The organism is Streptomyces alfalfae, from assembly GCF_004127445.1.
Classification (GTDB): Bacteria; Actinomycetota; Actinomycetes; order Streptomycetales; family Streptomycetaceae; genus Streptomyces; species Streptomyces alfalfae.
In genome coordinates, this window is sequence record NZ_QEXM01000042.1 from 123,613 (window position 1) to 148,182 (window position 24,570).

Annotated in this window: 23 protein-coding genes and 1 riboswitch; of the genes, 12 read left to right on the forward strand and 11 right to left on the reverse strand. The window is 72.4% G+C overall.

Features of this window, described 5'->3' with window-relative positions; translation table 11 throughout:
* The first annotated feature begins 326 nt into the window (after nt 1-326).
* Together DCW30_RS22290 and DCW30_RS22295 are read left to right on the forward strand one after the other, a co-directional pair.
* Nucleotides 327-884: a GlcG/HbpS family heme-binding protein gene (locus tag DCW30_RS22290; protein WP_076685528.1), complete on the forward strand. Its 558-nt coding sequence runs from the start codon at nt 327-329 to the stop codon at nt 882-884.
* 98 nt (nt 885-982) lie between these two features.
* Nucleotides 983-2,443, forward strand: coding sequence for a M1 family metallopeptidase (locus DCW30_RS22295; protein ID WP_373569082.1), 1,461 nt, complete (start codon nt 983-985; stop codon nt 2,441-2,443).
* Nucleotides 2,444-2,467: 24 nt separating this feature from the next.
* Here the strand turns inward: DCW30_RS22295 and DCW30_RS22300 are convergent, their stop codons facing one another.
* The 3 genes from DCW30_RS22300 to DCW30_RS22310 form a co-directional block, all read right to left on the reverse strand.
* Nucleotides 2,468-3,523: a hypothetical protein gene (locus DCW30_RS22300; protein WP_076685529.1), complete on the reverse strand. Its 1,056-nt coding sequence runs from the start codon at nt 3,521-3,523 to the stop codon at nt 2,468-2,470.
* Nucleotides 3,520-3,846, reverse strand: coding sequence for a PadR family transcriptional regulator (locus DCW30_RS22305; protein WP_076689151.1), 327 nt, complete (start codon nt 3,844-3,846; stop codon nt 3,520-3,522). Before DCW30_RS22305 ends, DCW30_RS22300 begins: the two co-directional genes overlap by 4 nt.
* Nucleotides 3,847-4,091: 245 nt before the next feature.
* Nucleotides 4,092-4,667 carry a TerD family protein gene (locus DCW30_RS22310; protein WP_062782923.1) on the reverse strand — a complete coding sequence of 192 codons (576 nt, stop codon included), beginning with the start codon at nt 4,665-4,667 and terminating at the stop codon, nt 4,092-4,094.
* A gap of 211 nt (nt 4,668-4,878) precedes the next feature.
* Between DCW30_RS22310 and arfB the strand changes: the two genes are divergently transcribed.
* Nucleotides 4,879-5,340, forward strand: a complete 462-nt coding sequence (arfB, locus tag DCW30_RS22315; RefSeq protein ID WP_062782926.1) for an alternative ribosome rescue aminoacyl-tRNA hydrolase ArfB — start codon at nt 4,879-4,881, stop codon at nt 5,338-5,340.
* A gap of 52 nt (nt 5,341-5,392) precedes the next feature.
* On the opposite strand, the gene DCW30_RS22320 is transcribed toward arfB, so the two are convergent.
* Nucleotides 5,393-5,974, reverse strand: a complete 582-nt coding sequence (locus DCW30_RS22320) for a flavin reductase family protein (protein WP_076689153.1) — start codon at nt 5,972-5,974, stop codon at nt 5,393-5,395.
* A 397-nt stretch (nt 5,975-6,371) separates the two neighbouring features.
* Between DCW30_RS22320 and cdgB the strand changes: the two genes are divergently transcribed.
* Both cdgB and DCW30_RS22330 read left to right on the forward strand, forming a co-directional pair.
* Nucleotides 6,372-8,006, forward strand: coding sequence for a diguanylate cyclase CdgB (cdgB, locus tag DCW30_RS22325; RefSeq protein ID WP_076685530.1), 1,635 nt, complete (start codon nt 6,372-6,374; stop codon nt 8,004-8,006).
* 87 nt (nt 8,007-8,093) lie between these two features.
* Nucleotides 8,094-9,092, forward strand: coding sequence for a carbohydrate-binding protein (locus DCW30_RS22330; RefSeq protein WP_076685531.1), 999 nt, complete (start codon nt 8,094-8,096; stop codon nt 9,090-9,092).
* Between the two features lie 4 nt (nt 9,093-9,096).
* Here the strand turns inward: DCW30_RS22330 and DCW30_RS22335 are convergent, their stop codons facing one another.
* The 5 genes from DCW30_RS22335 to DCW30_RS22355 all read right to left on the reverse strand — a co-directional run bounded on the left by DCW30_RS22335 (nt 9,097) and on the right by DCW30_RS22355 (nt 14,489).
* The gene (locus tag DCW30_RS22335) at nt 9,097-9,945 is read right to left on the reverse strand and encodes a class II fructose-bisphosphate aldolase (RefSeq protein WP_076685532.1); all 849 of its coding nucleotides are present in this window, start codon (nt 9,943-9,945) and stop codon (nt 9,097-9,099) included.
* Between the two features lie 113 nt (nt 9,946-10,058).
* Complete coding sequence (locus DCW30_RS22340; RefSeq protein WP_076685533.1) at nt 10,059-10,994, reverse strand: 1-phosphofructokinase family hexose kinase; 936 nt, start codon at nt 10,992-10,994, stop codon at nt 10,059-10,061.
* Between the two features lie 135 nt (nt 10,995-11,129).
* Complete coding sequence (gene nagA, locus DCW30_RS22345) at nt 11,130-12,290, reverse strand: N-acetylglucosamine-6-phosphate deacetylase (protein WP_076685534.1); 1,161 nt, start codon at nt 12,288-12,290, stop codon at nt 11,130-11,132.
* Nucleotides 12,290-13,288 (reverse strand): ROK family protein, encoded by a 999-nt coding sequence (locus DCW30_RS22350; protein ID WP_079250073.1) that lies wholly within the window; start codon nt 13,286-13,288, stop codon nt 12,290-12,292. The genes nagA and DCW30_RS22350 overlap by 1 nt, the downstream gene beginning before the upstream one ends.
* A 307-nt stretch (nt 13,289-13,595) precedes the next feature.
* Nucleotides 13,596-14,489, reverse strand: coding sequence for an SIS domain-containing protein (locus DCW30_RS22355; protein ID WP_076685535.1), 894 nt, complete (start codon nt 14,487-14,489; stop codon nt 13,596-13,598).
* Between the two features lie 245 nt (nt 14,490-14,734).
* Between DCW30_RS22355 and DCW30_RS22360 the strand changes: the two genes are divergently transcribed.
* From DCW30_RS22360 to otsB, 3 genes are read left to right on the forward strand one after another with little or no spacing between them, the layout of a single operon-like run.
* Nucleotides 14,735-16,000: an ABC transporter substrate-binding protein gene (locus DCW30_RS22360; RefSeq protein ID WP_444875896.1), complete on the forward strand. Its 1,266-nt coding sequence runs from the start codon at nt 14,735-14,737 to the stop codon at nt 15,998-16,000.
* Between the two features lie 9 nt (nt 16,001-16,009).
* Complete coding sequence (locus tag DCW30_RS22365; RefSeq protein WP_062782948.1) at nt 16,010-16,243, forward strand: DUF3263 domain-containing protein; 234 nt, start codon at nt 16,010-16,012, stop codon at nt 16,241-16,243.
* Nucleotides 16,244-16,262: 19 nt separating this feature from the next.
* A complete protein-coding gene (gene otsB, locus DCW30_RS22370; RefSeq protein ID WP_076685536.1) occupies nt 16,263-17,141 on the forward strand; it encodes a trehalose-phosphatase in 879 nt (292 codons plus the stop codon).
* A 166-nt stretch (nt 17,142-17,307) separates the two neighbouring features.
* Here otsB and DCW30_RS22375 read toward each other — a convergent pair whose 3' ends face one another.
* Together DCW30_RS22375 and DCW30_RS22380 are read right to left on the reverse strand one after the other, a co-directional pair.
* Nucleotides 17,308-18,726: an alpha,alpha-trehalose-phosphate synthase (UDP-forming) gene (locus DCW30_RS22375; protein WP_076685537.1), complete on the reverse strand. Its 1,419-nt coding sequence runs from the start codon at nt 18,724-18,726 to the stop codon at nt 17,308-17,310.
* A 75-nt stretch (nt 18,727-18,801) separates the two neighbouring features.
* Nucleotides 18,802-19,746 carry a glucosyl-3-phosphoglycerate synthase gene (locus tag DCW30_RS22380; protein WP_076685538.1) on the reverse strand — a complete coding sequence of 315 codons (945 nt, stop codon included), beginning with the start codon at nt 19,744-19,746 and terminating at the stop codon, nt 18,802-18,804.
* A gap of 181 nt (nt 19,747-19,927) precedes the next feature.
* A riboswitch (SAM riboswitch) is annotated at nt 19,928-20,056 on the forward strand.
* 17 nt (nt 20,057-20,073) lie between these two features.
* Between DCW30_RS22380 and thrC the strand changes: the two genes are divergently transcribed.
* The 4 genes from thrC (at nt 20,074) to groL (ending at nt 24,364) form a co-directional block, all read left to right on the forward strand.
* Entirely contained in the window at nt 20,074-21,366 is a 1,293-nt protein-coding gene (gene thrC, locus DCW30_RS22385; protein WP_232626742.1) for a threonine synthase, read from the forward strand.
* A 115-nt stretch (nt 21,367-21,481) separates the two neighbouring features.
* Nucleotides 21,482-21,757 (forward strand): ubiquitin-like small modifier protein 1, encoded by a 276-nt coding sequence (locus DCW30_RS22390; protein WP_076685540.1) that lies wholly within the window; start codon nt 21,482-21,484, stop codon nt 21,755-21,757.
* A 433-nt stretch (nt 21,758-22,190) separates the two neighbouring features.
* Nucleotides 22,191-22,394, forward strand: coding sequence for a cold-shock protein (locus DCW30_RS22395; protein ID WP_005315736.1), 204 nt, complete (start codon nt 22,191-22,193; stop codon nt 22,392-22,394).
* A 344-nt stretch (nt 22,395-22,738) separates the two neighbouring features.
* Nucleotides 22,739-24,364, forward strand: a complete 1,626-nt coding sequence (gene groL, locus DCW30_RS22400; protein ID WP_076685541.1) for a chaperonin GroEL — start codon at nt 22,739-22,741, stop codon at nt 24,362-24,364.
* Nucleotides 24,365-24,570: the final 206 nt, after the last annotated feature.

Below are 24,570 nucleotides of genomic sequence, written 5' to 3' on the forward strand. Positions count from 1 at the left end.
TCGTACGGGTGTCTCCGACCGGGTCGGGCCCGCCGCCGGCTCGTACCGCCGTCACGCGGGCGCTGAACTGCGCGGACACCTCATTGTGGCCCGCTCGGGCCGGCGGGGGGTCAACCGATCGGCTGACCCCGGCATCGGCCGAGCCGCGCGCGGCTCCCAGCCGGTCCGTGGAGGGGCGGGGCCCGGGTGCGACCCGAGGATTGACGGCAGAGGGGCGAAGGGCGGACGGGAACACCGGCCGCCGGTCGCCCTCTCCCGCGCCTCACCGTCCTCAGCACTCTCCCCGCCCAGCGCCTTCAGCGCGCCCACGACCCCAGGAGCCCCTGATGCAGAAGCTCTCCCTCCGCACCCGCGTCCTCACCGTGACCGTCGCCGCCGCCGCTCTCGGCGCCGGGGCCTTCGGCGCCGTCTCCGCCAGCGCCGGCACCCCGGACGCCGCCGCGAAGGCCGCCGTCACCGCCGACGCGGGCGACAGGAACCTCACCCGGTCCACGCACCTGACCGTCGCCGCCGCCACCAAGGCCGCGCAGGCCGCGCTCGACGCCGCCAAGAAGGAGAACCAGCGGGTCTCCGTCGCCGTCGTCGACCGAAACGGCAACACCATCGTCACGCTGCGCGGCGACGGCGCGGGGCCGCAGTCCCCCGAGTCCGCCGAGAAGAAGGGCTACACCGCCGTCGCCTGGAACGCCCCCACCTCCGAGCTCGCCGGGCGCCTGGACAAGGTGCCGAACCTCAAGGACATCCCCGGCACGCTGTTCCTCGCCGGCGGCGCCCCGGTGACCGCCAAGGGCGCTCCCGTCGCGGGCATCGGTGTCGCGGGCGCTCCGAGCGGCGACCTGGACGAGAAGTTCGCGCGGGCCGGTGTGGCGGCCCTCAGCCGCTGAGCGCCTGCGCCATGACCCCGGCCGGGTGTCCGGGCGGCGGCCCCCGGTCGGCGGCGGACAGCCCTCCGCGGGGAACATATGCCGCATAAGATCACCGCGTGGACCTGCGAAGACTCCCGGCCGCCCGCGCCGCCGCCCGTGCCCTCACCTGCGGTGTCACCCTGCTCGCCACCGCGGCCGTCGGCGCCTGCGGTGGTACGGGCACCGGGGGCACCCCGGGTGGGCACGGCGTGCGCGACCCGTACTTTCCGAAGCTGGGCAACGGCGGCTACGACGTGACGCACTACGAGCTGACCCTCGGCTACGAACCCGCCTCGGGTCAGCTCACGGGCACCGCCGAGATCACCGCCCGCGCCACCAAGAACCTCAGCGCGTTCAACCTCGACCTGCGGGGGCTCGACGTCTCCGGCGTCACCGTCGGGGGCGAGGCGGCCCGCTTCCGCCGCGCGGGCCACGAGCTGACCGTGCGCCCGGCCGACGCACTGGCCAGGGGCAGGACGTTCCACGCGCGGGTGCGCTACTCCGGCATCCCCGAGACCATCACCGACCCCGACGGCTCCAAGGAGGGCTGGCTCAGGACCGCCGACGGGGCGCTCGCGCTCGGCCAGCCGACCGGCTCCATGGCCTGGTTCCCCGGCAACCACCACCCGAGCGACAAGGCCTCCTACGACATACGGATCACCGTCCCCAAGGGGCTGCGGGCCGTCTCCAACGGCGAACTGGCCGGTGAACCGGGCGGCGAGCCCGCCAAGGGCGGCCGCACCACCTTCTCCTGGCACAGCCCCGAACCCATGGCGAGCTATCTGGCGACCGTGGCCATCGGGAAGTACGAGATGGCGTCCTCGACGACGAAGGGCGGGCTGCCGGTCGTCACCGCCGTCGACATCACCCAGGCGGAGGCGGGCCGCAAGGCCCTCGCGAAGCTCCCGGACATCCTGGAGTGGGGCGAGAAGAACTTCGGCCCCTACCCCTTCTCCGCCGCGGGCGCCGTCGTCGAGCGCGAGCAGGACGCGGGGTACGCCCTGGAGACGCAGACCCGCCCGGTCTTCCCGGGCGCCCCCAGCACCGGCCTCCTCGTCCACGAGCTGGCCCACCAGTGGTTCGGCGACTCCGTGACGCCGATGTCCTGGCGTGACATGTGGCTCAACGAGGGCTTCGCGACCTACGCCGAGTGGATGTACGCGGAGGACCACGGCGGCGACAGCGCGCAGACCGTCTTCGACCAGCTCTACGCGGGCACGCGCTACGCGGAGCCCGCCGACGACGAGGCCGTCTGGGCCTTCCCGCCCGGCAGGCCGCCCGACGCCGCGCACATCTCCGACCCGCCGGTCTACGAGCGCGGCGCCATGGTCATCCACAAGATCCGCCGCGCGGTGGGCGACACCGTCTTCCGCGACATCACGCGCGGCTGGGCCAGGACGCACCGGCACGGCAACGCCAGCACACGGGACTTCACGGAGTACGTCGAGCAGCACGCGGGCGGCCACGAGGCCCGCGCCCGGGTCGGCCGGATCTGGGACGACTGGCTCTACGGGGACGGCAGGCCGGACCGCCCCTGACCCGTCACCGGACGCCGGCGGGCGTCAGTCCGCGGGGGGCCGCGGCGCGGACCGGAGCTCGCGCCACTCCGTCCAGAAGGCCCACAGCAGGAAGGCCACCACCGCGACGTGCAGGGCCGTCCAGAACGGCGAGCCGCCGTCGCCGGCGATCAGGTCGTCCACCAGCAGCACCGTGAAGAACAGGGCGGCGGCCCCCGACCCGTACAGCTTCCTGCGCGCCAGGCGGCCCTTCCTCGCGGGCCCCTCGGCCAGCCGCAGCGCGTACACCTCCACGTCACCGAAGGCGTCCTCGGCGCTCTCCCCCTCCGGCGCGGCGGCGAGGTGCTGCCGCGCCTCCCGCACATGGCCCCGCGCCTGGGCCGCGGGCATCGCGTGCCTGCCGCGCAGGAGCCGGCCGAGCCGGGCCAGCCAGGCCTCGTCGTCGCCCGCCGGGGGCGGCGAGGCGAACCACCGGTCGATACGGGCCTTCGGCAGGGCAGCGGCGGCCGCCGCCACGGCCACGCAGCCGACCGCGAGCACCGGCACGGGGACGCGGAACAGCCGCTCCTCGGAGAGGAAGACGGCGAGCACACCGCCGCCCACCAGGGCGGCGGCGACCCCGCCCGCAAAGCCCCACATGCCCCGCCACCGCCCGGCCGCCCCGGCCACCACGGCGACGGACGCGCACGCCAGAGCGAGCACGATCGCCGCGAAGACCGCCGCGCCGGACGGCGTCACCTCCGCCCAGAGGCCGTCCTGGACCCAGTCGAGCACGCAGAGCACCAGGCCGACGAGACCGAGCGACACCTGGGCGGCGACGATCCGCTCGCCGGGCGTCAGGCCGTTCGCGTCGACGCGGGCACGGTGCGCCTCACCGATGCGCTCGGCGGCGACCGTGCGCGCGTATTCCTCCGGGGCCCCGAGGACCTCCAGCGCGGGCCTGCCGGCCTCGGCCACCATCTCGTGGGCCTCGGCGAGCACCTCGTCGGCGAGCCCGTCGGGCGCGTCGTGCCGCAGCACGAGACGCACCTCGACCGTCGCGGCCCAGTCCTCGTCCTCTTCCCTGCTCCACGTGAGGCTCGCGCCCCGTGTCCCGCTCATGCGTCCCCCTCTGCGAGGAGCGAGGCGACGCTCCGGGTGAAGTCACCCCATGCGGCCCGGTCACGCCGCAGCCTCGCCCGCCCCTCCTCGGTGATCCGGTAGTACTTCCGTCCGGGGCCGCCCTCGCCCGCGCCCCACTCGACCTCGACGGCGCCCTCCTCTTCGAGGCGGGTGAGCGCGGGGTAGAGGGTCGCGGCCTTCACGCCCGTGAGCCCCGCGCCGGCGAGCCTGCTGAGCAGCGCGTAGCCGTAGCTCCTCGGCTCGCCGTCGAGGATTCCGAGCAGGCACAGGGGCAGCGCGGCACGCGCCCAGGAACCGTTCATGACGCCCACGGCACCCCTTCTCGTCACCCGGCGGCACAGCCCGGACGACCCGGGCCGACTATTGCAGTATTCATACTAGTCCGGATTCTCGTCAACGCGGCCCGGGGCGGGTGTCCGGAGTGGGGGTCGGGGCCGAACGCAGAAAAGTCCCACCCGCACGCCGTGGTGAACGGTGTGCGGGTGGGACTTTTCCGTGCTTCGGTCCGGCCGGGGCGCTAGCGCCCCCGATCGGCCGCCGGGGAACCTCAGACGTTGACGCCGAAGTCCTGGGCGATGCCGACCAGGCCCGAGGCGTAGCCCTGGCCGACGGCGCGGAACTTCCACTCCGCGCCGTTGCGGTACAGCTCGCCGAAGACCATGGCGGTCTCGGTGGCGGCGTCCTCGGAGAGGTCGTAGCGCGCGATCTCCGTGCCGCCCGCCTGGTTCACGATGCGGATGAACGCGTTGCGGACCTGGCCGAAGTTCTGCGAGCGGTTCTCGGCGTCGTAGATCGAGACCGGGAAGACGATCTTCTCGATGTCGGCCGGCAGGCCCGCGAGGTTGACGTTGATCTGCTCGTCGTCGCCCTCGCCCTGGCCCGTGACGTTGTCACCGGTGTGGACGATGGTCTGGTCCGGCGTCGCCTTGTTGTTGAAGAAGACGAAGTGCTGGTCGGAGTAGACCTTGCCCTGCGTGTTCACCGCGATCGCGGAGGCGTCCAGGTCGAAGTCGGTGCCGGTGGTGGTGCGGACGTCCCAGCCGAGGCCCACGGTGACGGCGGTCAGGCCCGGAGCCTCCTTGGTCAGCGAGACGTTGCCACCCTTGGACAGGCTTACTGCCATTGTTCGGGAGTCCCTTCCCTCGTTTGCGTGCGCACGGTGTGCGCTGGGCGCTTCGTACTGGGGACGAAGCTACCGTCATCGGTACCAACGCCGTCCAGCGTCCCGAGGTTCCAGTTCCCTTTACTTTCTTTACCCGGTCGCCCGGAAGGCCGAAGGACCGCCCCGGAAAAACAGCGTGACGTGAGCCCGACAGGCGCGGGACCATGGGGTCATGTCCGGTCTCAGCAGGGGATCCGGGGGGCTCTCCCCGGAAAAGCTCCGTATCCGCGGTTCGGTCTCCCTGCCGGAGGCCGAGCTCATGTGGCGTTTCTCGCGGTCGTCGGGCCCCGGCGGCCAGCACGTGAACACCAGTGACTCCCAGGTCGAGCTGCGGTTCGACCTCGTGAACACCGGCGCGCTGCCCGACGTGTGGAAGGAGCGGGCGATCGAGCGCCTCGGCTCCCGGCTGATCGGCGGCGTCATCGGCGTACGGGCCAGCGAGCACCGCTCCCAGTGGCGCAACAGGGAGATGGCCGTCACCCGCCTCGTCTCCCTGCTCGCCGAGGCCACCGCCCCGCCGCCGAGGCCGCGCCGCGCCACGAAGATCCCCCGCGGCATCAACGAACGCAGGCTGCGCGACAAGAAGCAGCGCGGCGAGACGAAGCGCGGCCGCTCGGGCCGGGGCTGGGGCTGAGCGGGGCCGGAGGTGGTCCCGCCGGGGGCCGTGCGGGTCCGCGCCGGAGGACTCAGCCGAGCTGCCGGTAGCGGCCCCGGAAGTACGCCAGCGGCGCCCCGTCGCCGCCCGGCACGGACGCCGTGAGCACCCGGCCGATCACCAGCGTGTGGTCGCCGGCCCGCACCGTCTGCTCCGTACGGCACTCCAGCGCCGCCAGCGCGCCGCCGACCAGCGGGGCGCCCGACCTCTCGCCCCGTGCGTACGGGATGTCCTCGAAGAGGAGGCGGTCGCTGATCCGGCCCTTCATGGCGAAGCGGCCCGCGATGTGGCGCTGGCTCTCCGCGAGCACGGAGACCGCCCACACCGGCTGCTCGGCCAGCAGGTCGTCCATCCGGGAGCCCTCGCGCAGGCTCACCAGGACCAGGGGCGGGTCCAGGGAGACGGAGAGGAAGGACGTCGCCGTCATGCCGACGTCCTCGCCCGCCGGGGCGTCCGGGTCGTCCGGGTCCAGGCCCGGCTCGCGCGCCGTCACCAGGACGACGCCGGCGGCGAGGCGGGACATGGCCGCGCGGAACTCGTCGTTGCTCACCCCCTCAGCATGCCCATCCTGTGACGGGTGGCGTGGGGTGGACGGGGCGGGGAGTGTCTTCAGTACGTGGGCCACGGTGCCGACGCTAGCCCGGCTGGCTCCCCCGCCACATCGGGCCCTGGGCCGAGACCGGTCCTAGGACCGACGGCCGAGCGCGGACCCCGCACGCGCGTGCCGGGCCGTCGAGCCGCGGAGACCCGGAGGTGGCACGCGGTGCCGCCGGAGGCGTTGGACGCTGAAGGGTCTGGACCAACGGCGGCGCCCCATCTGTGACTTGAGTCACAGGACCCATATTTTGTTGACCCTGTGTACCGGGTGGGCAGCTCGCTGTGATTCAGTGACGGTGGCAATAAGACACTGAGGGCACAAGGGCACAGAACACACGGGCACGGAAGCAGAAGAAGACACTGCGGGCGCCGCGCATCCTGGAGTTGCTGTCGAGGTCTCGGGGAGAACGAGCATGGAGACCGAGTCGGAGCCGTACGTCCGTCTTGCGACCCTGCGGCAGCTGCATCAGGTGGTTGCGGAGCTGAACACGGCCCGCAGCCTGGCGGACACGCTGCAGACGGTCGCCGACGGCGTCGTCAACGGCCTTGGCTATGAGCTGGCGTGCGTCAACCTCGTGCGCCCCGACGGCGACCTCGTCGTCGCCGCCTTCGCGGGCAACCCCTCCGCCGAGGCCCTCATCACCGGCCGCGTGGGCTCCCGCGACGCCTGGGAGCGCCGCCTGGCGATGGGCGAGCCCTGGGGCGCTCTGCGCTTCATCTCGTACACCGAGGGCTGGGTCCTCGACGACGACGACGTCCCGCAGTGGTACACCGAGGGCCCCGAGCCGCGCTTCGAGGACGAGTGGCACCCCGCCGACCGCCTCTTCGCCCCGATGTACGCCTCCGGCGCCGGCGGCGAACTGCTCGGCGTGATCTCCGTGGACCGGCCGCGCAACGGCCGCAGGCCCGGCGCCTGGGGCCGCGAGGCCCTGCAGATGTACGCCTTCCAGGCCGCCATCGCGATCAGCAACGCCCGGCTGCGGGCCAACATGCAGCGCGCCCTCGTCCGCCTGGAGCGGGAGCAGCAGGCGCTGCGGGCCAGCGAGGAATCCTTCCGGCAGGCGTTCGAGTACGCGCCGTCCGGCATGGCCGTCGCGGAGATGGGCGGCGACCAGCACGGCCGCATCCTGCGCACGAACGACGCGCTCTGCCGCCTCCTCGGCAGGCCCGCCTCGGCCATGCGGCGCTACTCGTTCTCCGACCTCGTCCACCCCGAGGACATCGGGACGCTCCTGCGCACCTCCGCCGAGGGCGGCAGGGCCGAGCTGCGGCTCGCGCGCCGCGACGGCACGTACGTCTGGGTCTCCCTGCGCAACAGCGTGGTCGCCGACGCCGCCGACGGGCCCCGCTTCCTGCTCACCCACGTCGAGGACATCGAGGAGCGCAAGCGGCGCGAGCTCCAGCTGGCGCACCGGGCGAGCCACGACTCCCTGACCGGCCTGCCGAACTCCGCGGAGCTGCGCGCCAGGCTCGGCGCCCGGCTCTGCCGCCGGCCCCACGCGGGGCAGCCGAGCGCCGTGGACTCGCTGGACGCCGCCTATGAGCACGGCTTCGACTTCGGGCCCGCGTCCCACGAGCCGGACGACGGCTTCGACCACCACGTCCACACGGTCGCGCCCGAGGGCCGCGAGGGCGACGCGGACGACGGCGCCAAGGGCCTGGCGGTCCTCTTCTGCGACCTCGACGGCTTCAAGTCGATCAACGACCGCTTCGGGCACCACACCGGCGACGCCGTCCTCATCGAGGTCGCCAGGCGCCTCACCAACGGCGTGCGGGACGGGGACACGGTCGCGCGGCTCGGCGGTGACGAGTTCGTCGTCCTCGCGGACGGCCTCGGCCGCGCCGACGCCCAGGACCTCGCGGTGCGGCTGCGGAACGCGATCATCCCGCCGATCCGCGTCGACGGGCGTGCGGTCCGCGTGGGAGCGAGTTTCGGCATCGGCTGGGCGCACTGCGGGATGTCGGCGGACGAAGTGTTGCACTCCGCCGACCAGCGGATGTACGTGGAGAAACGCTCACGTGCCAAGCAGCACAGGCGGGCGGGATAGCGGTCTCGATGAGGTCAAGGCCGCCTGTTGGCCTCATCAGGAGCGGGTAGGCTCCCCGCGTCAGCGATATGAGGGAGTGACCTGGGAATGACGCCCGGCAATAACGGCGAGAACACGCCGAGCGCGCCGCAGGGCGACGACGATCCGTTCGGCTACCTGTACGAGGACGGGCAGGCTGCCGGAGCGACTCCGCCGGGCGGCGGGGGCGGCTACGGGTACCCGGGTCCGCGCTCCTCGTACAACCACGTCAGAGCGGTCGGCGACCGCCGCCCGGCCTACGGGCAGCAGCAGACGTACGGCCAGCAGCAGACGTACGGCCAGCAGGTCCCCCCGCAGCAGCCCCAGCAGGGCTACGGCCAGCCGAACGCGCACTACACCGCGCCCGAGGCGCAGCCCGGCGGCGCCCCCGTCGCGAGCCCGCAGTACGCGCCCGCGTCGTCGGGCCGGGGCCGCGGGCCGAACAGCAAGGGGCTGCTCATCGCGGCGATAGCGGTGGTGGCCGTCGTCGCCATCGGCATCGGCGCGGCCCTGCTCTTCGGCGGCGACGGCGACAAGCAGGACGGCGGCGCGGAGGCGGACGGCAAGCCGACGCAGGCCGAGACCGTCAAGCCCAGCGAGAAGCCGACGAAGAAGCCGAAGAAGGAAGTCGAGCTGCCGAAGACGGACGCGAAGGCCCTGAAGCTCGACGGCGGCACGACCACGGCGTCCGACGTCGACGGCGCGAAGGCCGACGGCGGCGTCTACGTGGCGGGCTTCGACAAGGTCGGCGCCCAGGTGACGTGGACGGTCAACGGCATCGAGGAAGCCGGTTCGTACAGCCTGCGGGTCAACTACGGCGTCCCCGGCAAGGACTCCAACGCCACCATCCTCGTCAACGGCAAGAAGCAGACCCGTCCGCTGAACATGGAGAACTTCGCCGGCGCCAAGGAAGGCGACTGGGAGAAGGGCTGGACGAACACCTGGGCCGTGGTGCAGCTCACCAAGGGCACCAACACCGTCACGCTCACCTGCGACCAGAGCAACCTCTGCGGCTCCGTCGGCGCGAACATCGACCAGATGTGGCTCGTCAAGGGCGACCAGGGCTAGGCGGTCACCGCAGCAGCCCCAGGAAGCCCGCCACCGTCCCGGCCATCGCCTCGCGAGCCGGGGCGAGGTATTTCCGGGGGTCCACGCCCCTGGCGTCCGCCGCCAGGTGGGCGCGGACCTCGCCGGTGAACGCCGTGTTCAGGGCCGTGCCCACGTTTATCTTCACCATGCCGGACGCGACCGCGCGGCGGATCTCGCCGTCCGGCACGCCGCTGGAGCCGTGCAGCACCAGGGGCGCGGGGACGGCCGCCGCCAGGGACGCGATCAGGGCGTGGTCCAGGGCCGCCGTGCGCTCCGTCATCGCGTGCGAGGAGCCGACCGCCACCGCGAGCGCGTCCACGCCCGTCGCGGCCACGTACGCGGCGGCCTCCGCCGGGTCGGTGCGCACCCCGGGCGCGTGGGCGTCCAGCGGGGCCTCACCCTCCTTGCCGCCCACCTCGCCGAGCTCCGCCTCGACCCAGATGTCCCGCCCGTGACCCCAGCGCACGGCCTCGGCCGTGGCTTCCACGTTCTCCTCGTACGACAGCTTCGAGGCGTCGAACATGACTGAGCTGAAGCCCTCCGGGTGGGCCGCCCGCAGCAGGGCCACGTCCGTGACGTGGTCGAGGTGGAGCGAGAGGCGGGCCGACGAGGAGCGGGCCACCGCCGTCGCCGCCGCCGCGATGGGGGAGAGGCGCCCGCGGTGGAACTTCACGGCGTTCTCGGAGATCTGGAGGATCGCGGGGGCCCCGGCGCGCTCGGCGCCGAGAGCGATCGCCTCGGCGTGCTCCAGGGTGATGACGTTGAACGCGGCGACGCCGTGGCCCGCGGCGCGGGCCTCCGCGACGAGTTCGCCGGTGCTGACCAGTGACACGGTGCTCCCCAGTTCCCGGGGCGCCCGGCGCCCCGTTGTGCGGTGTTAGGCGGAAGTCCGGTGTTACGCGGGTGTTTGGTGGGATGCGGGTGTCCGGTGGGACGCGGGTCCCTTCACGCCGCGGCCCGGTCGGTCACCGTGACGCGCGGCAGCAGGTCCTCGTAGGTGCGCGCGTCGTACTCGCCCGCCACCGGGGCGGCCACGGTCGCCGCCGAGAGGGCGACGGCGCGGGCCAGGCGCTCCGGCCACGGCAGCCCCTCGGCGAGGCCGGAGAGCAGCCCGGCGACCGCCGAGTCGCCCGCTCCCGTGGGGTTGCCGCGGACCACGGCCGGGGGCCTGGCCTGCCAGGTGCCCTCCGGCGTGACGGCGAGGAGCCCGTCGGCGCCGAGGGAGGCGACCACGGTGTGCGCGCCCCTGCGGCGGGCGTCGCGGGTGGCCTGCCCGGGTTCGTGGGAGCCGGTCAGCTCGGCCAGCTCGTCGGCGTTGGGCTTGACGATGTCGGGGCGGGCGGCGACGCCGCGGCGCAGCGGCTCCCCGCTGGTGTCGAGCAGGACCGGCACGCGGGCGGCGCGTGCGGCGCGTACGAGGAGGGCGTAGGCGCCCACGGGGACGCCGGGCGGCAGACTGCCGCAGAGCGCGACGGCGTGCGTCCCGGGGGTGCGCACGAGCCCGTCGTAGGTGTCGAGGAAGGCGGTCCACTCGGCGGGGGTGATGGCGGGGCCCGGCTCGTTGAACTGCGTGGTGTCGCCCGTCGTGGCGTCGGCCACGGCGAGCGTGCGGCGGGTGGCGCCGGCGACCTCGGCGAGCGCGTCGGTGACGCGGGGCCCGTCGGCGGCCAGGCGCTCGCGCAGCACCCGTCCGGTGTCGCCGCCCGCGAAGCCGGTGACGGTCACGTCATGGCCGAGGGCGGCGAGGACGCGGGCGACGTTGAGGCCCTTGCCGCCGGGGCGTTCCCGCACCTCGGTGACGCGGTGCGAGGCGTGCGGGGTGAGGGCGGGCACGCGGTAGGTGAGGTCGAGGGCGGTGTTCAGCGTGACGGTGAGAATCACCCGTGCCACCCCCGAAGCCGTCCCGCGGAACGCGCTCGCCGACGCTCCCTCTACGACTCTGATCATGCCAAACAGAAGGCGGTTGGCCCAGGGGGTGGGTCAACCGCCTTCTCGATCCCGCCGCTGGACGAGTGGTCAAAGAACCACGGGATGGCCCTCATTGGGCGCAACCACCCACTCGCCCCTGCGCATGACGCCCTTGACGTCGAACTCCGCGTCGAGGACCACCAGGTCGGCGTATTTGCCGGGCTCCAGGGAGCCGACCGTGTCGTACATCCCGAGGAGTTTGGCGGGGTTGGCGGACAGGGCCCGCACGGTGTCCTCGACGGAGAGCCGGTCGACGGTCACCGAGCGCTTGAAGGCGCGGTCCTGCGTCAGCGTGGAGCCCGCGATGGAACCGCCCTCGACGAGCCGCGCCACGCTGTCCCTCACCTCGACCTCCAGCGGGCCGAGCATGTACCGGCCGTCGCCGAAGCCCGCCGCGTCCATCGCGTCCGTGATGAAGGCGACGCGGTCCGCGCCCGCGCGGTGGAAGGCCAGCTCCAGGGCGGCCGGGTGCAGATGCGTGCCGTCGTTGATCAGCTCGACGGTGACCCGCTCGTCCTCCAGCAGGGCGGCGATCGGCCCGGGGGCGCGGTGCCCGAGGCCCGGCATGGCGTTGTAGAGGTGCGTGGCGACGGTGGCGCCCGCGTCGATGGCCTCCACCGTCTGCTCGTACGTGGCGTCCGTGTGGCCGATCGCCGCGATGACGCCGTGCTCGGCGAGCAGCCGTACGGAGTCGATGCCGCCCGGCAGTTCGGTGGCGAGGGTGACCATCTTGGCGTGGCCGCGGGCGGCGTCGACCAGCTTGCGGACGTCCGCGGGGTCGGGGTGCCTGAGCAGGCCCTCGCTGTGCGCGCCCTTGCGGCACGGCGAGATGAACGGGCCCTCGAAGTGGATGCCCGCGATGTCGCCCTGCTCGGCCAGCTCGCTGAGCAGCCCGGCGCGCTGGGCGAGGAAGTCCATCTCACCGGTGACGGTCGAGGCGACGATCGTGGTCGTGCCGTGCAGCCGGTGCGTGCGCACGCCCGTGAGGACGTCCTCCACGGTGCCGGAGGTGAAGGAGGCCCCGCCGCCGCCGTGGTTGTGGATGTCCACGAAGCCGGGGACCAGCCACTGGCCGGACAGGTCGACGGTCTCGGCGGTCTCGGGGGCGCTGCCCGCGATGCGCGTGCCGTCGACGATGACGCGGCCCGCGGCGACCGTCCCGGTCGGCAGTACCACTCGGGCACCGGTGAGAACCTTGCTGGCGGCCATCAGGCGGTTACCTCCGTGGCGTCGGGGTCGGTGGGGTCGGGGCGCGCGGGGCCCGGGTGCGGGGCCGCGGGCTTCGGGGCGTCGATCAGGTCCCAGGCGAGGAGACCGGCGCCCAGGCAGCCCGCGGTGTCGCCCAGGTCCGCGGGGACGATGTCGGGCAGCGTCTGGAACTGCACGACGCGTTCCGCGACGGCGGCCCGCAGCGGCGTGAACAACGTTTCCCCCGCTTCGGCGAGCCCGCCACCGATGATCAGCGTGTCCGGGTCCAGCAGGGTGAGGGCGGTGAGCAGCCCGTCCGCCAGGGCGTCGACGGCGGCGTGCCAGACCTCCAGGGCCCGCGGGTCGCCGGACTCCACGGCCTTGGCGCAGTCGGCGGCGTCCGCCTCGGGGTCGCCGCTCGCCTCGGCCCACGCCTTGCTGACCGCCGACGCGGACGCCAGGCGCTCCAGGCAGCCGCGCTGGCCGCAGCCGCAGGGCGGGCCGCCGGGGCGTACGACGATGTGGCCGATCTCCCCGGCCGAGCCGTGGGCGCCGGGCTCGATGGCGCCGCCGATGCCGATGGCGCCCGCGATGCCCGTGCCGAGCGGCACGAAGAGGAAGCGCTCGGCGGTCCTGCCCGCGCCGATGCGGCCCTCGGCGAGGCCGCCGGTGCGGACGTCGTGGCCCAGGGCCACGGGGACGCCGGCCAGGCGGGCGCTGAGGAGGTCCCGCAGGGGGACGTCGCTCCAGCCGAGGTTGGCCGCGTACACGGCGGTGCCGCGGTCCGCGTCGACGATGCCGGGCACGGCCACGCCCGCCGCGGCTGCCGGCTCGCCGTAGTGGGCGATGCCGTGGGCGCGCAGGTCCTCGGCGAAGCCGAGGATGCTCTCCACGACGGCGTCGGCCCCGCGGTCGCGGCCCGTCGGGCGGCGCGCCTCGTACAGCAGGGTGCCGTCCGCCCCGACCAGGGCGGCCTTCATTCCGGTGCCGCCCACATCGAGGGCGATGACGTGTCTCACGCCCCCAGTCTCGCGCGTCACCCCATGAAAGGTCTAGTCCACTCGCGGTAATCGCTTTCATCCGCCTCCGGGGTCCCGGCTCCTGCGGTGGCGTTGGAGCCGCGGAGCACCGACGGCTGCGGGCGGGCCCCGCCCGCCCGGTCCCGGCGGCGGTGGTGTGAGCCGGGGGCGCCGATGTGGCTGCGGGCGGGCGTCACCCGCCCGGCTCCCTCGGCGGTGATCGGGCCGCCGAGTGTCGGGCGGGCGGGTGGGAGAGGATCCGCCGCGCAGCGGCGGCAACGAGAACCCGGAAGGCGCCCCGCCAGGCCTAGCTGAGGATCACGCTCCGCGTGAGGTTGCGCGGCCGGTCCGGGTCGAAGCCCCGCGCCTCCGCGAGGGCGACCGCGAGCCGTTGCGCGCGGATCAGCTCGGCCAGCGGGTCCGCCTCCTGGCGGGCGACCAGCTCGCCGCCGACCCGGGCGACATCCCCCGCGAGCCCCTCGGGCAGCGTGCCGAACATCCAGGCCACCCGGCCGGGCCCGGTGATCGAGATGGGCCCGTGCCGGTACTCCATGGCCGGGTAGGACTCCGTCCACGCGCCCGCCGCCTCCCGCATCTTCAGCGCCGCCTCCAGGGCGAGCCCGTACGTCCAGCCGCGCCCGAGGAACGTCCACTGCTCCGCCCCCACCACGGACGCCGGCAGCGGCTCAGCGATGGCCAGTTCGGCGTCGACGGCGGCCTCGGCCACCGACTTCACGCCCGGGATCTCCCCGAGCCCGGCCCGCAGGAACGCCAGCGCGGTCGTCGCGAAGCGGGTCTGCACGACCGACTCCTCGTCGGCCCAGTCGAGGACGGCCACCGCGTCCGCCGCGTCCATGACCGGCGTCTTCGGGTCGGCGGTCAGCGCGACCGTCGGCACGGCCCCCTTGAGCCGCCCGAGGAGTTCGAGGACCTCCGTCGTCGTACCGGACCGGGTGATCGCGACCACCCGGTCGTACGTCCGACCCGCCGGGAACTCCGAGGAGGCGAACGCGTCGGTCTCGCCCTGCCCCGCGGCCTCCCGCAGCGCCGCGTAGGCGATGGCCATGAACCACGAGGTCCCGCACCCGGTGACGGCGACCCGCTCACCCGGCCGGGGCAGGCCCTCGAACGAGGCGGCTGCCTCCACCGCCCGCTGCCAGCAGGCGGGCTGGGTGGCTATCTCTGCTGCGGTACGCGACATGCGCCAGGGCTCCTCGTCAGTGCGGGACCGGTGCGGGGACGGCCCCGCACAAACGTCATGTGCATAGCAGCCGCGCCCCGCCCCCGGCAACGAGGCCTCGCCCACCGGGGCCCTTGTGGCGGCCGTTGCACAAGTGATACTCGCGTGGTGTAGACCTTGTATCCGGACGCGGGGGAAACTCGCAGTTCAAAGGCTTTGGGCCGAGCAAGCCCCGAGCAAGCGGAAGCAATGAGGGTGGGACAGCTGTGCAGCGGCGCGTGACAGGACTGACCGCGGCGGTGGCCGTACTGGGCATGGCGGGTGTGCTCGCCGGCTGCGGCGGACCGGGCGACTCGGGCGACGTCACCCTGAAGCTGGTGGCAGCGGACTACGGCGACTCCGCCGCGAACAGCTCCAAGAAGTACTGGGACAAGGTCGTCAAGGGGTTCGAGGACGAGAACCCCGGCATCGACGTCGAGGTGACCGTCCTCTCCTGGAACGACGTGGACCGCGAGGTCAAGGAGATGGTCAAGAAGGGCGAGGCCCCCGACCTGGCCCAGATAGGCGCCTACGCGGACTACGCCGCCCAGGGCAAGCTGTACGAGGCCGACGAGGTCCTGTCCATCGCCACCCAGGCCGACTTCCTCGCCCCGCTCGCCCAGGCCGGCGAGGTCAACCGCACCCAGTACGGGATGCCGTTCGCCTCCTCCACGCGCCTGCTGTTCTACAACACCAAGCTCTTCAAGGACGCGAACCTCACCCCGCCGCAGAGCTGGAGCGAGCTCCAGGCCGACGCGAAGGTCCTTGAGGCGCGCGGCGTGAAGTACCCGTACGCGCTGCCCCTCGGCCCCGAGGAGGCGCCCGCCGAGACGCTGATGTGGATGCTCAGCGGCGGCGGCGGTTACACCGACAACGTCAGCTCCTACAGCATCGACTCCGCGCAGAACGCCAAGACGTTCTCCTGGCTGCGGGACGAGCTGGTCGGCAAGGGCCTGACCGGCCCGAAGGCGCCCGGCGAGCTGAACCGCGCCGAGGCCTTCGCGGCGTTCGCGCGCGGCGAGGTCGGCATGCTCAACGGCCACCCCACGCTGATGAAGATGGCGCGCAAGAAGGGCGTGAAGTTCGGCATGGTGCCGGCGCCCGGCGTCAACGGCAAGGCGCAGGCCACGATGGGCGTCGCCGACTGGATGATGGCGTTCAAGCAGAACGGCCACCGCGAGGAGGCCGGCAAGTTCCTCGACTACGTCTACAGCAAGAAGAACGTGCTGGAGTTCTCCAACGAGTACGACATCCTGCCCGTGACGAGGTCGGCCTCCGAGACGATGGCCGCCGAGCGCGGCGACAGCGAGCTGGGCAAGTTCCTCAAGGAGCTGCCGACCTCGCAGCTCTACCCGGTGGGCAAGACGTCCTGGGCGCAGGTCTCCGCCGACATCAAGAAGGACATCGGCAAGGTCGTGGAGAAGAACGGCAACCCCGCCTCCGTGCTCGGCCGCATCCAGAACCGGGCGGTGGCCGCGGAGAGCGCGGAATAACGTGTCGGCATGACCGAACACGAGCTCTCGGAGCGGGACCGTGCCGTGCTCGCCCTCGAACGCCGCGACTGGCCGGGCCCCGGCGCCAAGGAACGCGCGGTGCGTGAGGAACTCGGCATGGTGCCGGTGCGCTACTACCAGCTCCTGAACGCCCTCCTCGACGATCCCCGCGCCCTCGCGCACGACCCGATCACGGTCAATCGGCTGCGCCGGGTGCGGGACTCGCGGCGCGAGGAGCGCTGACCCGGTTAGGGTCGGTGCCATGGGTGACCCTACGTACGCGCAGTCTGCCGAGCCGGGACGTCCCGGACTGCCCGAGCCCGTCACGCCGGCCGGCCGTGACGGCCTCGCCGCGATTCTGGCGCGGCCGGAACGGGCCGTCGTGGCCCTCGACTTCGACGGCACGCTCGCCGCGATCGTGCCCGACCCCGAGCAGGCCCGCGCCCACCCCGACGCGGTGCCCGCGCTCGCCGCGCTCGCCCCGCGGCTGTGCTCCGTGGCCGTGGTCACGGGCCGCCCGGCGGGCGTCGCGGTGCGCTACGGCGGCTTCGCGGGCGTGCCGGGCCTCGACCACCTCGTGGTGCTCGGGCACTACGGCGCTGAGCGCTGGGACGCCGTCACCGGCACCGTGCGGGCGGCGGAGGCGCACCCGGGCGTCGCCGCGGTCCGGGCCGAGCTGCCCGGTTTCCTCGACGCGATCGGGGCCTGGCGCGGCACCTGGATAGAGGAGAAGGGCCGCGCGGTCGCCGTCCACACCCGCCGCGCGGAGGACCCGCAGGCGGCCTTCGACGCCCTGCGCGAGCCGCTGGCGGAGCTGGCGGCACGCCACGGCCTGATCGTCGAGCCCGGCCGCATGGTCCTCGAGCTGCGCCCGCCCGGCATGGACAAGGGCGTGGCCCTCGCGGAGTACCTCCGCGAGGTGGGCGCGGAGTCCGTCCTCTACGCGGGCGACGACCTGGGCGACCTTCCCGCCTTCGGGGCGGTGGAGAAGCTGCGCTCGGACGGCGTCGCGGGTCTGCTGGTGTGCAGTGGCAGCGCGGAGGTCACGGAGCTCGCGGACCGCGCGGACCTGGTGGTGGACGGTCCCCCTGGGGTCGTCGCCCTCCTCTCCGCCCTCACGTCCCGGCTCCCGCCCGCCTGACCGCCGCCGCGCTTGTGGGTGTTCCCGGCCCGCCGCTTCGCGGCGGATGCTTTCCCACCGGCCCGTTACCCCGCAGCGCTTCCCCACCCGGGACCGCCCCGTCCGTTTCCCCTTGATGCGGGGTGAACGGGCGGGTGGGTGGGAAAAGATCGCCGCGAAGCGGCGGCTAGGACGGACCGCCGGTCAGGGCGTGCAGCTGGTCGAGGAACCACTGCGTGGGGGGAAGCGCCGTGGCCGCCGCCGCGAGGCGCTTGGTGCGCTCGGCCCGCTCCTCGGGAGCCATGCCGAGCGCCGAGTGCAGCGCCACCGCCGTGGCGGAGATGTCGTAGGGGTTCACCGCGATGGCGTCCTCGGCCAGCTCCTCGTACGCCCCGGCCTCCCGCGAGAGCACCAGCGCGCACCCCTCGTCGGAGACGACGGGCACCTCCTTGGCCACGAGGTTCATGCCGTCCCGGATGGGGTTGACCAGCGCCACGTCGGCGAGCCGGTACGCCGCGAGCGACCGCGCGAAGTCGTCCTCGACGTGCAGGACGACCGGCGTCCACCCCTCCGTGCCGAACTCGGAGTTGATCGCCGCGGCGACGCGCGAGACCTCCGCGGTGTAGTCGCGGTAGACCGCGAGGTCCTGCCGCGAGGGGTAGGCGAAGGCGACGTGGACGACGCGTTCGCGCCACTCGGGCCGGTCCACCAGGAGCTGCCGGTAGGCGTGCAGGCCGCGCACGATGTTCTTGGACAGCTCGGTCCTGTCCACCCGGACGATCGTCTTGCGGCCCTCGCCGATCTGCTCGCGCAGCGCCCGCAGCCGTTCCTCGACGTCGTCGCGCCGCGAGCGCTCCCGCAGGAAGTCCGCGTCGGCGCCGAGCCCGTGCACGCCGATGCGCGTGCCGGACGTGCCGCCGAGCAGCCGTACGCAGCACTCGGTGAAGTTGTCCGCCCACCGCCCGGTGAGGAACCCCAGCCGGTCCGCGCCGAGCATGCCCCGCAGCACCTGCTCCGCCACGTCGTCGGGGAGCATCCGGAAGTAGTCGGCCGGCGCCCACGGGGTGTGGGAGAAGTGGCCGATCCGCAGGTCGTCGCGGAGTTCGCGCAGCATGCCGGGGACCAGCGTCAGGTGGTAGTCCTGCACGAGGACCGCGGCCCCCGGCGCGGCCTCCGCCGCCAGCGCCTCGGCGAACGCGCGGTTGTACTGCTCGTAGGCGGCCCACTGGGCGCGGAACTCCGGGCCGAAGACCGGTTCGAGCGGCGTCTGGTACAGCATGTGGTGGACGAACCACAGGACGGAGTTCGCGATGCCGTTGTAGGCCGCCGCGTGCACGCCCTCACCGGCGCCCGCGTCGACGTCGAGCATCCGCACGCCCGGCTCCGCGACCCCGCGCCGCACGGCCTCCCGGTCGCCCTCGCCGAGCGCCGCGCACACCCACAGGGCGTCCGCCTCGTCGCCGATGGCGCTCAGCCCGGACACGAGTCCGCCGCCGCCGCGCTTGGCGGACAGCTCCCCGTCCTCTCCCACGGAGTACGAGACGGGGCCGCGGTTGGACGCGACGAGTACCTGTGCTGCTGCCGAGGAACGGGGCTCTGGAACCATGTGGCAAAACGTAGCCCGTACCGGAAACGCTCAAACGTACGCCGAGCGGACTCCGCCAGACACCCGGGACGAGCGCTACGCCACGCGCCGGTGCGCATACTCGGAGATACCGGTCATCGGCGGCCGTTCCTCCGTGTCCACGGCGTGCGTACGCGGCACGAATCCGTGCTCGCCCCGCTCGAACTGCGTCAGCTCCGGGCGTACGAGGTGGCCGCGCGCCAGCCGCAGCTGCGCCGTGCGGTAGATGGCCGCCGCCATCCGCCCCAGCGCCTGCCCGTCCTGGTGCCGGTGCCGGCGCACCCCCACGTCGACCTGCGCGAGCGCGTCGAGCCCGACGGTGTGCAGCGCGTCGACGAGCAGCCCGAGCTCCACCCCGTACCCGACGGGGAAGGGCAGCTGTTCGAGGAGGGACCTGCGGGCCGCGTACTCGCCGCCGAGCGGCTGGACGAACCCGGCGAGCAGCGGCCAGTGCATGTTCAGCAGCGGGCGCGCCATCAGCTCGGTGACCCGGCCGCCCTGGCCGGATTCCTCGCCGAGGGGACGGTCGTACATCGCCTTCACGAGGTGCACGTCGGGGTCGGTGAGCAGCGGGCCCACTATCCCCGTGACGAAGTCCGCGGAGAACTCCTTCAGGTCCGCGTCGACGAACGCCACGATGTCGCCGCCGGTGACCAGGAGCGAGCGCCACAGCACCTCGCCCTTGCCCGGCACGGCCGGGACGCGCGGCAGGATCGTGTCCCGGTGGACGACCCTGGCGCCCGCCTCCGCGGCGACCTCGGCGGTGCGGTCGGACGAGCCGGAGTCGATCACCACCAGCTCGTCGACCAGCGGCGCCCGCTCCATCAGCTCGCGGCGGATCTCGGCCACGATCGCGCCGACGGTCCGCTCCTCGTCCAGCGCGGGCAGGACGACGCTCACCGTCGCTCCGGACGCGCGCTTGGCCGCCGTCAGGCGGTCCACCGGACGGTCGGCGACCGACCAGGAACGCCTGCTCAGCCAGCGCTCGGCCTCTTCCAGCACGGTCAGGTTCCTCCCCATACGGGATACGTCAGATGGTGCGGTATGTGATCCATCTCGCTGTTCGGACGACTATCTCAAGGGTCCGGGCCTTCGGTTACAGTCTTGAACAACGCCGGTGGCCATCGCATGTCGGGGTCACCACCGCGTTCACGACCAACAACTGAAACCCATAATCGAAAACCGCTCATCCAGAGGGGCAGAGGGAAACGGCCCGTTGAAGCCCCGGCAACCCTCCCGCCGACCGCGAGGTCACGGTGGGGAAGGTGCCAATTCCGTCTCGCGGCGAGATGCGCCGCGAGGAAGATGAGGAGAAAGGGCCTCGCCTCCATGGCTGTTCAGACCGTCGCCACCGAAACGACCACCGCCGTCGACCTCGGACCGGCCTCCGGCCTCTCGTGCCGCGAGTGCGGCACCAAGTTCCCCCTCGGCCCCATTTTCGCCTGCGCCGAGTGTTTCGGCCCCCTCGAAGTCTCGTACGACCTGCCCCTCGGCGACCCGGAGTCGCTGCGCGCGCGGATCGAGGCGGGCCCCGCCAACATCTGGCGCTACGCCCCGCTGCTCCCCGTCCCCGCCGACGTGGCCGACAAGCCGAACCTGAACCCCGGCTGGACCCAGCTCGTCAAGGCCGACAACCTCGCCCGTGAGCTGGGTGTCGAGCCCGGCAAGCTGTTCGTCAAGGACGACTCGGGCAACCCCACGCACTCCTTCAAGGACCGCGTCGTCGCGCAGGCGCTCGAAGCCGCGCGCGCCTTCGGCTTCACCACGCTCTCCTGCTCCTCCACCGGCAACCTCGCGGGCGCCGTCGGCGCCGCCGCGGCCCGCGCCGGCTTCCGCTCCTGCGTGTTCATCCCGCACGACCTGGAGCAGGGCAAGGTCGTCATGGCCGCGGTCTACGGCGGCGAGCTGGTCGGCATCGAGGGCAACTACGACGACGTCAACCGCTTCTGCTCCGAGCTCATCGGCGACCCGCTGGGCGAGGGCTGGGGCTTCGTCAACGTCAACCTGCGGCCCTACTACGGAGAGGGTTCCAAGACCCTCGCGTACGAGATCTGCGAGCAGCTCGGCTGGGAGCTGCCCGACCAGCTCGTCATCCCGATCGCCTCCGGATCGCAGCTCACGAAGATCGACAAGGGGCTGAAGGAGCTGATCGCTCTCGGCCTCGTGGCCGACAAGCCGTACAAGATCTTCGGCGCGCAGGCCGAGGGGTGCTCGCCGGTGTCGGCCGCCTTCAAGGCCGGGCACGACGTCGTGCGCCCGCAGAAGCCGAACACGATCGCCAAGTCGCTGGCCATCGGCAACCCCGCCGACGGTCCCTACGTGCTCGACATCGCGCGCCGCACGGGCGGCGCGGTGGAGGACGTGAACGACGAGCAGGTCGTCGAGGCGATCAAGATCCTCGCCCGCACCGAGGGCATCTTCGCGGAGACCGCGGGCGGCGTGACCGTGGGCGTCACCAAGAAGCTCGTCGAGGCGGGGCTCATCGATCCGTCCCTCACCACGGTCGTGCTCAACACGGGGGACGGGCTGAAGACGCTCGACGCCGTCGCCGAGACGTCGCAGGCTACCGCCACCATTCCGCCGAGCCTCGACGCCTTCCGCGCCGCGGGGCTCGCCGACTAGTCGCCCTGGGGCCTTCGGACCGTCGTCGGCCGACGGTCGTGGTCCGTCCTCGCGCAGTTCCCCGCGCCCCTGGGAGGGGCGCCACAGCCACCCCCGACCACAGAGGTGAACCTTCATGAGCGTGAACGTCCGTATCCCCACCATTCTCCGTACCTACACCGGCGGGCAGGCCGAGGTCGCCGCCGAGGGGGCCACCCTCGGTGAGGTCATCGCCGACTTGGAGAAGAACCACACCGGCATCGCCGCCCGCGTCCTGGACGACCAGGGCAAGCTGCGCCGCTTCGTCAACGTGTACGTGAACGACGACGACGTCCGTTTCGAGCAGGGCCTGGAAACGGCCACTCCGGACGGCGCCGGCATCTCGATCATTCCCGCCGTCGCCGGTGGCTGATCACATGACTGATCATTCGCGCGTACGGCCCGCGTAATGCGCATTGCCCCCTCCGGGAGAGAAACGGAGGGGGCAATTCTGCATGGTTGAGCGCGGTACAGTTGGGGAACGTGCTTCGCCTGTCCATGCCGAGTGCATCGACGAAGTCGGCCGGGAGTCGACGAGAAGCAGCCAAAGCGCGACACCCTTTTGGGCCTTCTGTGGCTTTTGCCCGGCCCGACTTGCCCCCGATTCCGGGGAATTCTCCGTAAATCGCCGATCGGCCATGCCCAGAATTCTCGTCCGATTGACCTGTTGCAGACGGCAGTTGGACAGATACATTCAGCGGCGGTCGACGCGTTCCGGCGCACACCCCCAACCAATGGGGGGTGAGGTCTGACCCGGGTCCGCGAAGTGCGGTCCTGTGCAAGGGCCAGTAATAGGGGAGTTAGGCATGGCTCAGGGCACCGTCAAGTGGTTCAACGCGGAGAAGGGGTACGGCTTCATCGCGGTCGACGGTGGTGCGGATGTTTTCGTCCACTACAGCGCGATCCAGATGGACGGCTACCGCACCCTGGAAGAAGGTCAGCGAGTCGAGTTCGAGATCTCGCAGGGCCAGAAGGGTCCGCAGGCGGACATGGTCAAGCTCGCCGTCTAGCTCGGCGCGAACGGCCACCGACGCAAGCATCGTGAGGGGCCCGTATCCCGTAGGGGGTACGGGCCCCTCGTGTGCGCCCCCGCCGCCGCTGACTGTCCGGGAACGGTCAGAGGCGCTTGCACTCGCAGGGGTCGAGTGCTAATCATGGGGCTTAGCACTCTCCCAGTGAGAGTGACAGAACTTGGATCGGGTCGGTGAGGCCCGCACGCCGGGTGGGGCAGGGAACCACGCGGTGCGCAGGCCGTCCGTCGCGGGCGCCAGCACGGTCCGTTTGCCTGCTTTTCCTTCTTCGGGCCCTTGACGGGCCGGGGGAAGACCCCATTCGTCCGGGAGGACCACTTCACATGGCCAAGATCATCGCGTTCGACGAGGAGGCACGGCGCGGCCTCGAGCGCGGCATGAACCAGCTCGCCGACGCCGTCAAGGTGACCCTGGGCCCCAAGGGTCGCAACGTCGTCCTCGAGAAGAAGTGGGGCGCCCCCACGATCACCAACGATGGTGTGTCCATCGCCAAGGAGATCGAGCTCGAGGACCCGTACGAGAAGATCGGCGCCGAGCTGGTCAAGGAGGTCGCGAAGAAGACGGACGACGTCGCCGGTGACGGCACGACGACCGCGACCGTCCTGGCCCAGGCCCTGGTGCGCGAGGGTCTGCGCAACGTGGCCGCCGGCGCCAACCCGATGGCTCTGAAGCGCGGCATCGAGAAGGCCGTCGAGGCCGTCTCCGGCGCGCTCCTGGAGCAGGCCAAGGATGTTGAGACCAAGGAGCAGATCGCCTCCACGGCCTCCATCTCCGCCGCCGACACCCAGATCGGCGAGCTCATCGCCGAGGCGATGGACAAGGTCGGCAAGGAAGGCGTCATCACCGTCGAGGAGTCCCAGACCTTCGGTCTGGAGCTGGAGCTCACCGAGGGCATGCGCTTCGACAAGGGCTACATCTCGGCGTACTTCGCCACCGACATGGAGCGTATGGAGGCGTCGCTCGACGACCCGTACATCCTGATCGTCAACTCCAAGATCTCGAACGTGAAGGACCTCCTTCCGCTCCTGGAGAAGGTCATGCAGTCGGGCAAGCCGCTGCTGATCATCGCCGAGGACGTCGAGGGCGAGGCCCTGTCCACGCTGGTCGTCAACAAGATCCGTGGCACGTTCAAGTCCGTCGCCGTCAAGGCCCCGGGCTTCGGTGACCGCCGCAAGGCCATGCTCGGCGACATCGCCATCCTCACCGGTGGCACCGTCATCTCCGAGGAGGTCGGCCTCAAGCTGGAGAACGCCGGTCTCGACCTGCTCGGCCGCGCCCGCAAGGTCGTCATCACCAAGGACGAGACGACCATCGTCGACGGCGCCGGTGACAGCGACCAGGTCCAGGGCCGCGTCAACCAGATCCGCGCCGAGATCGAGAACAGCGACTCGGACTACGACCGCGAGAAGCTCCAGGAGCGCCTGGCGAAGCTCGCGGGCGGCGTCGCGGTCATCAAGGCCGGCGCCGCGACCGAGGTCGAGCTCAAGGAGCGCAAGCACCGCATCGAGGACGCCGTCCGCAACGCGAAGGCGGCCGTCGAAGAGGGCATCGTCGCCGGTGGTGGCGTGGCCCTGCTCCAGGCCTCCCAGGTCTTCGAGAAGCTGGAGCTCGACGGCGACGAGGCCACTGGCGCCGCCGCTGTGAAGCTGGCCCTTGAGGCCCCGCTGAAGCAGATCGCCGTCAACGCCGGCCTGGAGGGTGGCGTCGTCGTCGAGAAGGTGCGCAACCTGACCGTCGGCCACGGCCTGAACGCCGCGACCGGTGAGTACGTCGACATGATCGCCGAGGGCATCCTCGACCCGGCGAAGGTCACGCGCTCCGCGCTGCAGAACGCCGCGTCGATCGCCGCGCTGTTCCTCACCACCGAGGCCGTCATCGCCGACAAGCCGGAGAAGGCGGGCGCCGCCCCGGCCGGCGGCGGCATGCCGGGCGGTGACATGGACTTCTGATCGGCCTCTGGTCGATCACTGTCCTGACGTGCCGAGGGCGGCACTCCTTCTCACGAAGGGGTGCCGCCCTCGGGCGTTTCCTGTGCCCGCCGCTCAGCGTTTCGTGCGAACCGGTCCCCGGCCGCTCGTACGCGACAAGTCTGTCGCGAAGCCGACCGGGGCCGGCGTCCTTCCCGCCGGGCCGCGCGGCGCCGGTGCCGCGGGGA

Excerpts from the sequence above, each read along its gene's own strand:
- DCW30_RS22290 (WP_076685528.1), top strand. The coding sequence starts at position 327 with ATGCAGAAGCTCTCCCTCCGCACCCGCGTCCTCACCGTGACCGTCGCC.
- DCW30_RS22355 (WP_076685535.1), bottom strand. The coding sequence starts at position 14,489 with ATGTCGCGTACCGCAGCAGAGATAGCCACCCAGCCCGCCTGCTGGCAG.
- DCW30_RS22305 (WP_076689151.1), bottom strand. The coding sequence starts at position 3,846 with ATGAACGGTTCCTGGGCGCGTGCCGCGCTGCCCCTGTGCCTGCTCGGA.
- DCW30_RS22375 (WP_076685537.1), bottom strand. The coding sequence starts at position 18,726 with ATGGTTCCAGAGCCCCGTTCCTCGGCAGCAGCACAGGTACTCGTCGCG.
- cdgB (WP_076685530.1), top strand. The coding sequence starts at position 6,372 with ATGGAGACCGAGTCGGAGCCGTACGTCCGTCTTGCGACCCTGCGGCAG.
- arfB (WP_062782926.1), top strand. The coding sequence starts at position 4,879 with ATGTCCGGTCTCAGCAGGGGATCCGGGGGGCTCTCCCCGGAAAAGCTC.
- DCW30_RS22300 (WP_076685529.1), bottom strand. The coding sequence starts at position 3,523 with ATGAGCGGGACACGGGGCGCGAGCCTCACGTGGAGCAGGGAAGAGGAC.
- thrC (WP_232626742.1), top strand. The coding sequence starts at position 20,074 with ATGGCTGTTCAGACCGTCGCCACCGAAACGACCACCGCCGTCGACCTC.
- DCW30_RS22395 (WP_005315736.1), top strand. The coding sequence starts at position 22,191 with ATGGCTCAGGGCACCGTCAAGTGGTTCAACGCGGAGAAGGGGTACGGC.
- nagA (WP_076685534.1), bottom strand. The coding sequence starts at position 12,290 with ATGGCCGCCAGCAAGGTTCTCACCGGTGCCCGAGTGGTACTGCCGACC.
- DCW30_RS22330 (WP_076685531.1), top strand. The coding sequence starts at position 8,094 with ATGACGCCCGGCAATAACGGCGAGAACACGCCGAGCGCGCCGCAGGGC.
- DCW30_RS22310 (WP_062782923.1), bottom strand. The coding sequence starts at position 4,667 with ATGGCAGTAAGCCTGTCCAAGGGTGGCAACGTCTCGCTGACCAAGGAG.
- otsB (WP_076685536.1), top strand. The coding sequence starts at position 16,263 with ATGGGTGACCCTACGTACGCGCAGTCTGCCGAGCCGGGACGTCCCGGA.
- DCW30_RS22365 (WP_062782948.1), top strand. The coding sequence starts at position 16,010 with ATGACCGAACACGAGCTCTCGGAGCGGGACCGTGCCGTGCTCGCCCTC.
- DCW30_RS22390 (WP_076685540.1), top strand. The coding sequence starts at position 21,482 with ATGAGCGTGAACGTCCGTATCCCCACCATTCTCCGTACCTACACCGGC.
- groL (WP_076685541.1), top strand. The coding sequence starts at position 22,739 with ATGGCCAAGATCATCGCGTTCGACGAGGAGGCACGGCGCGGCCTCGAG.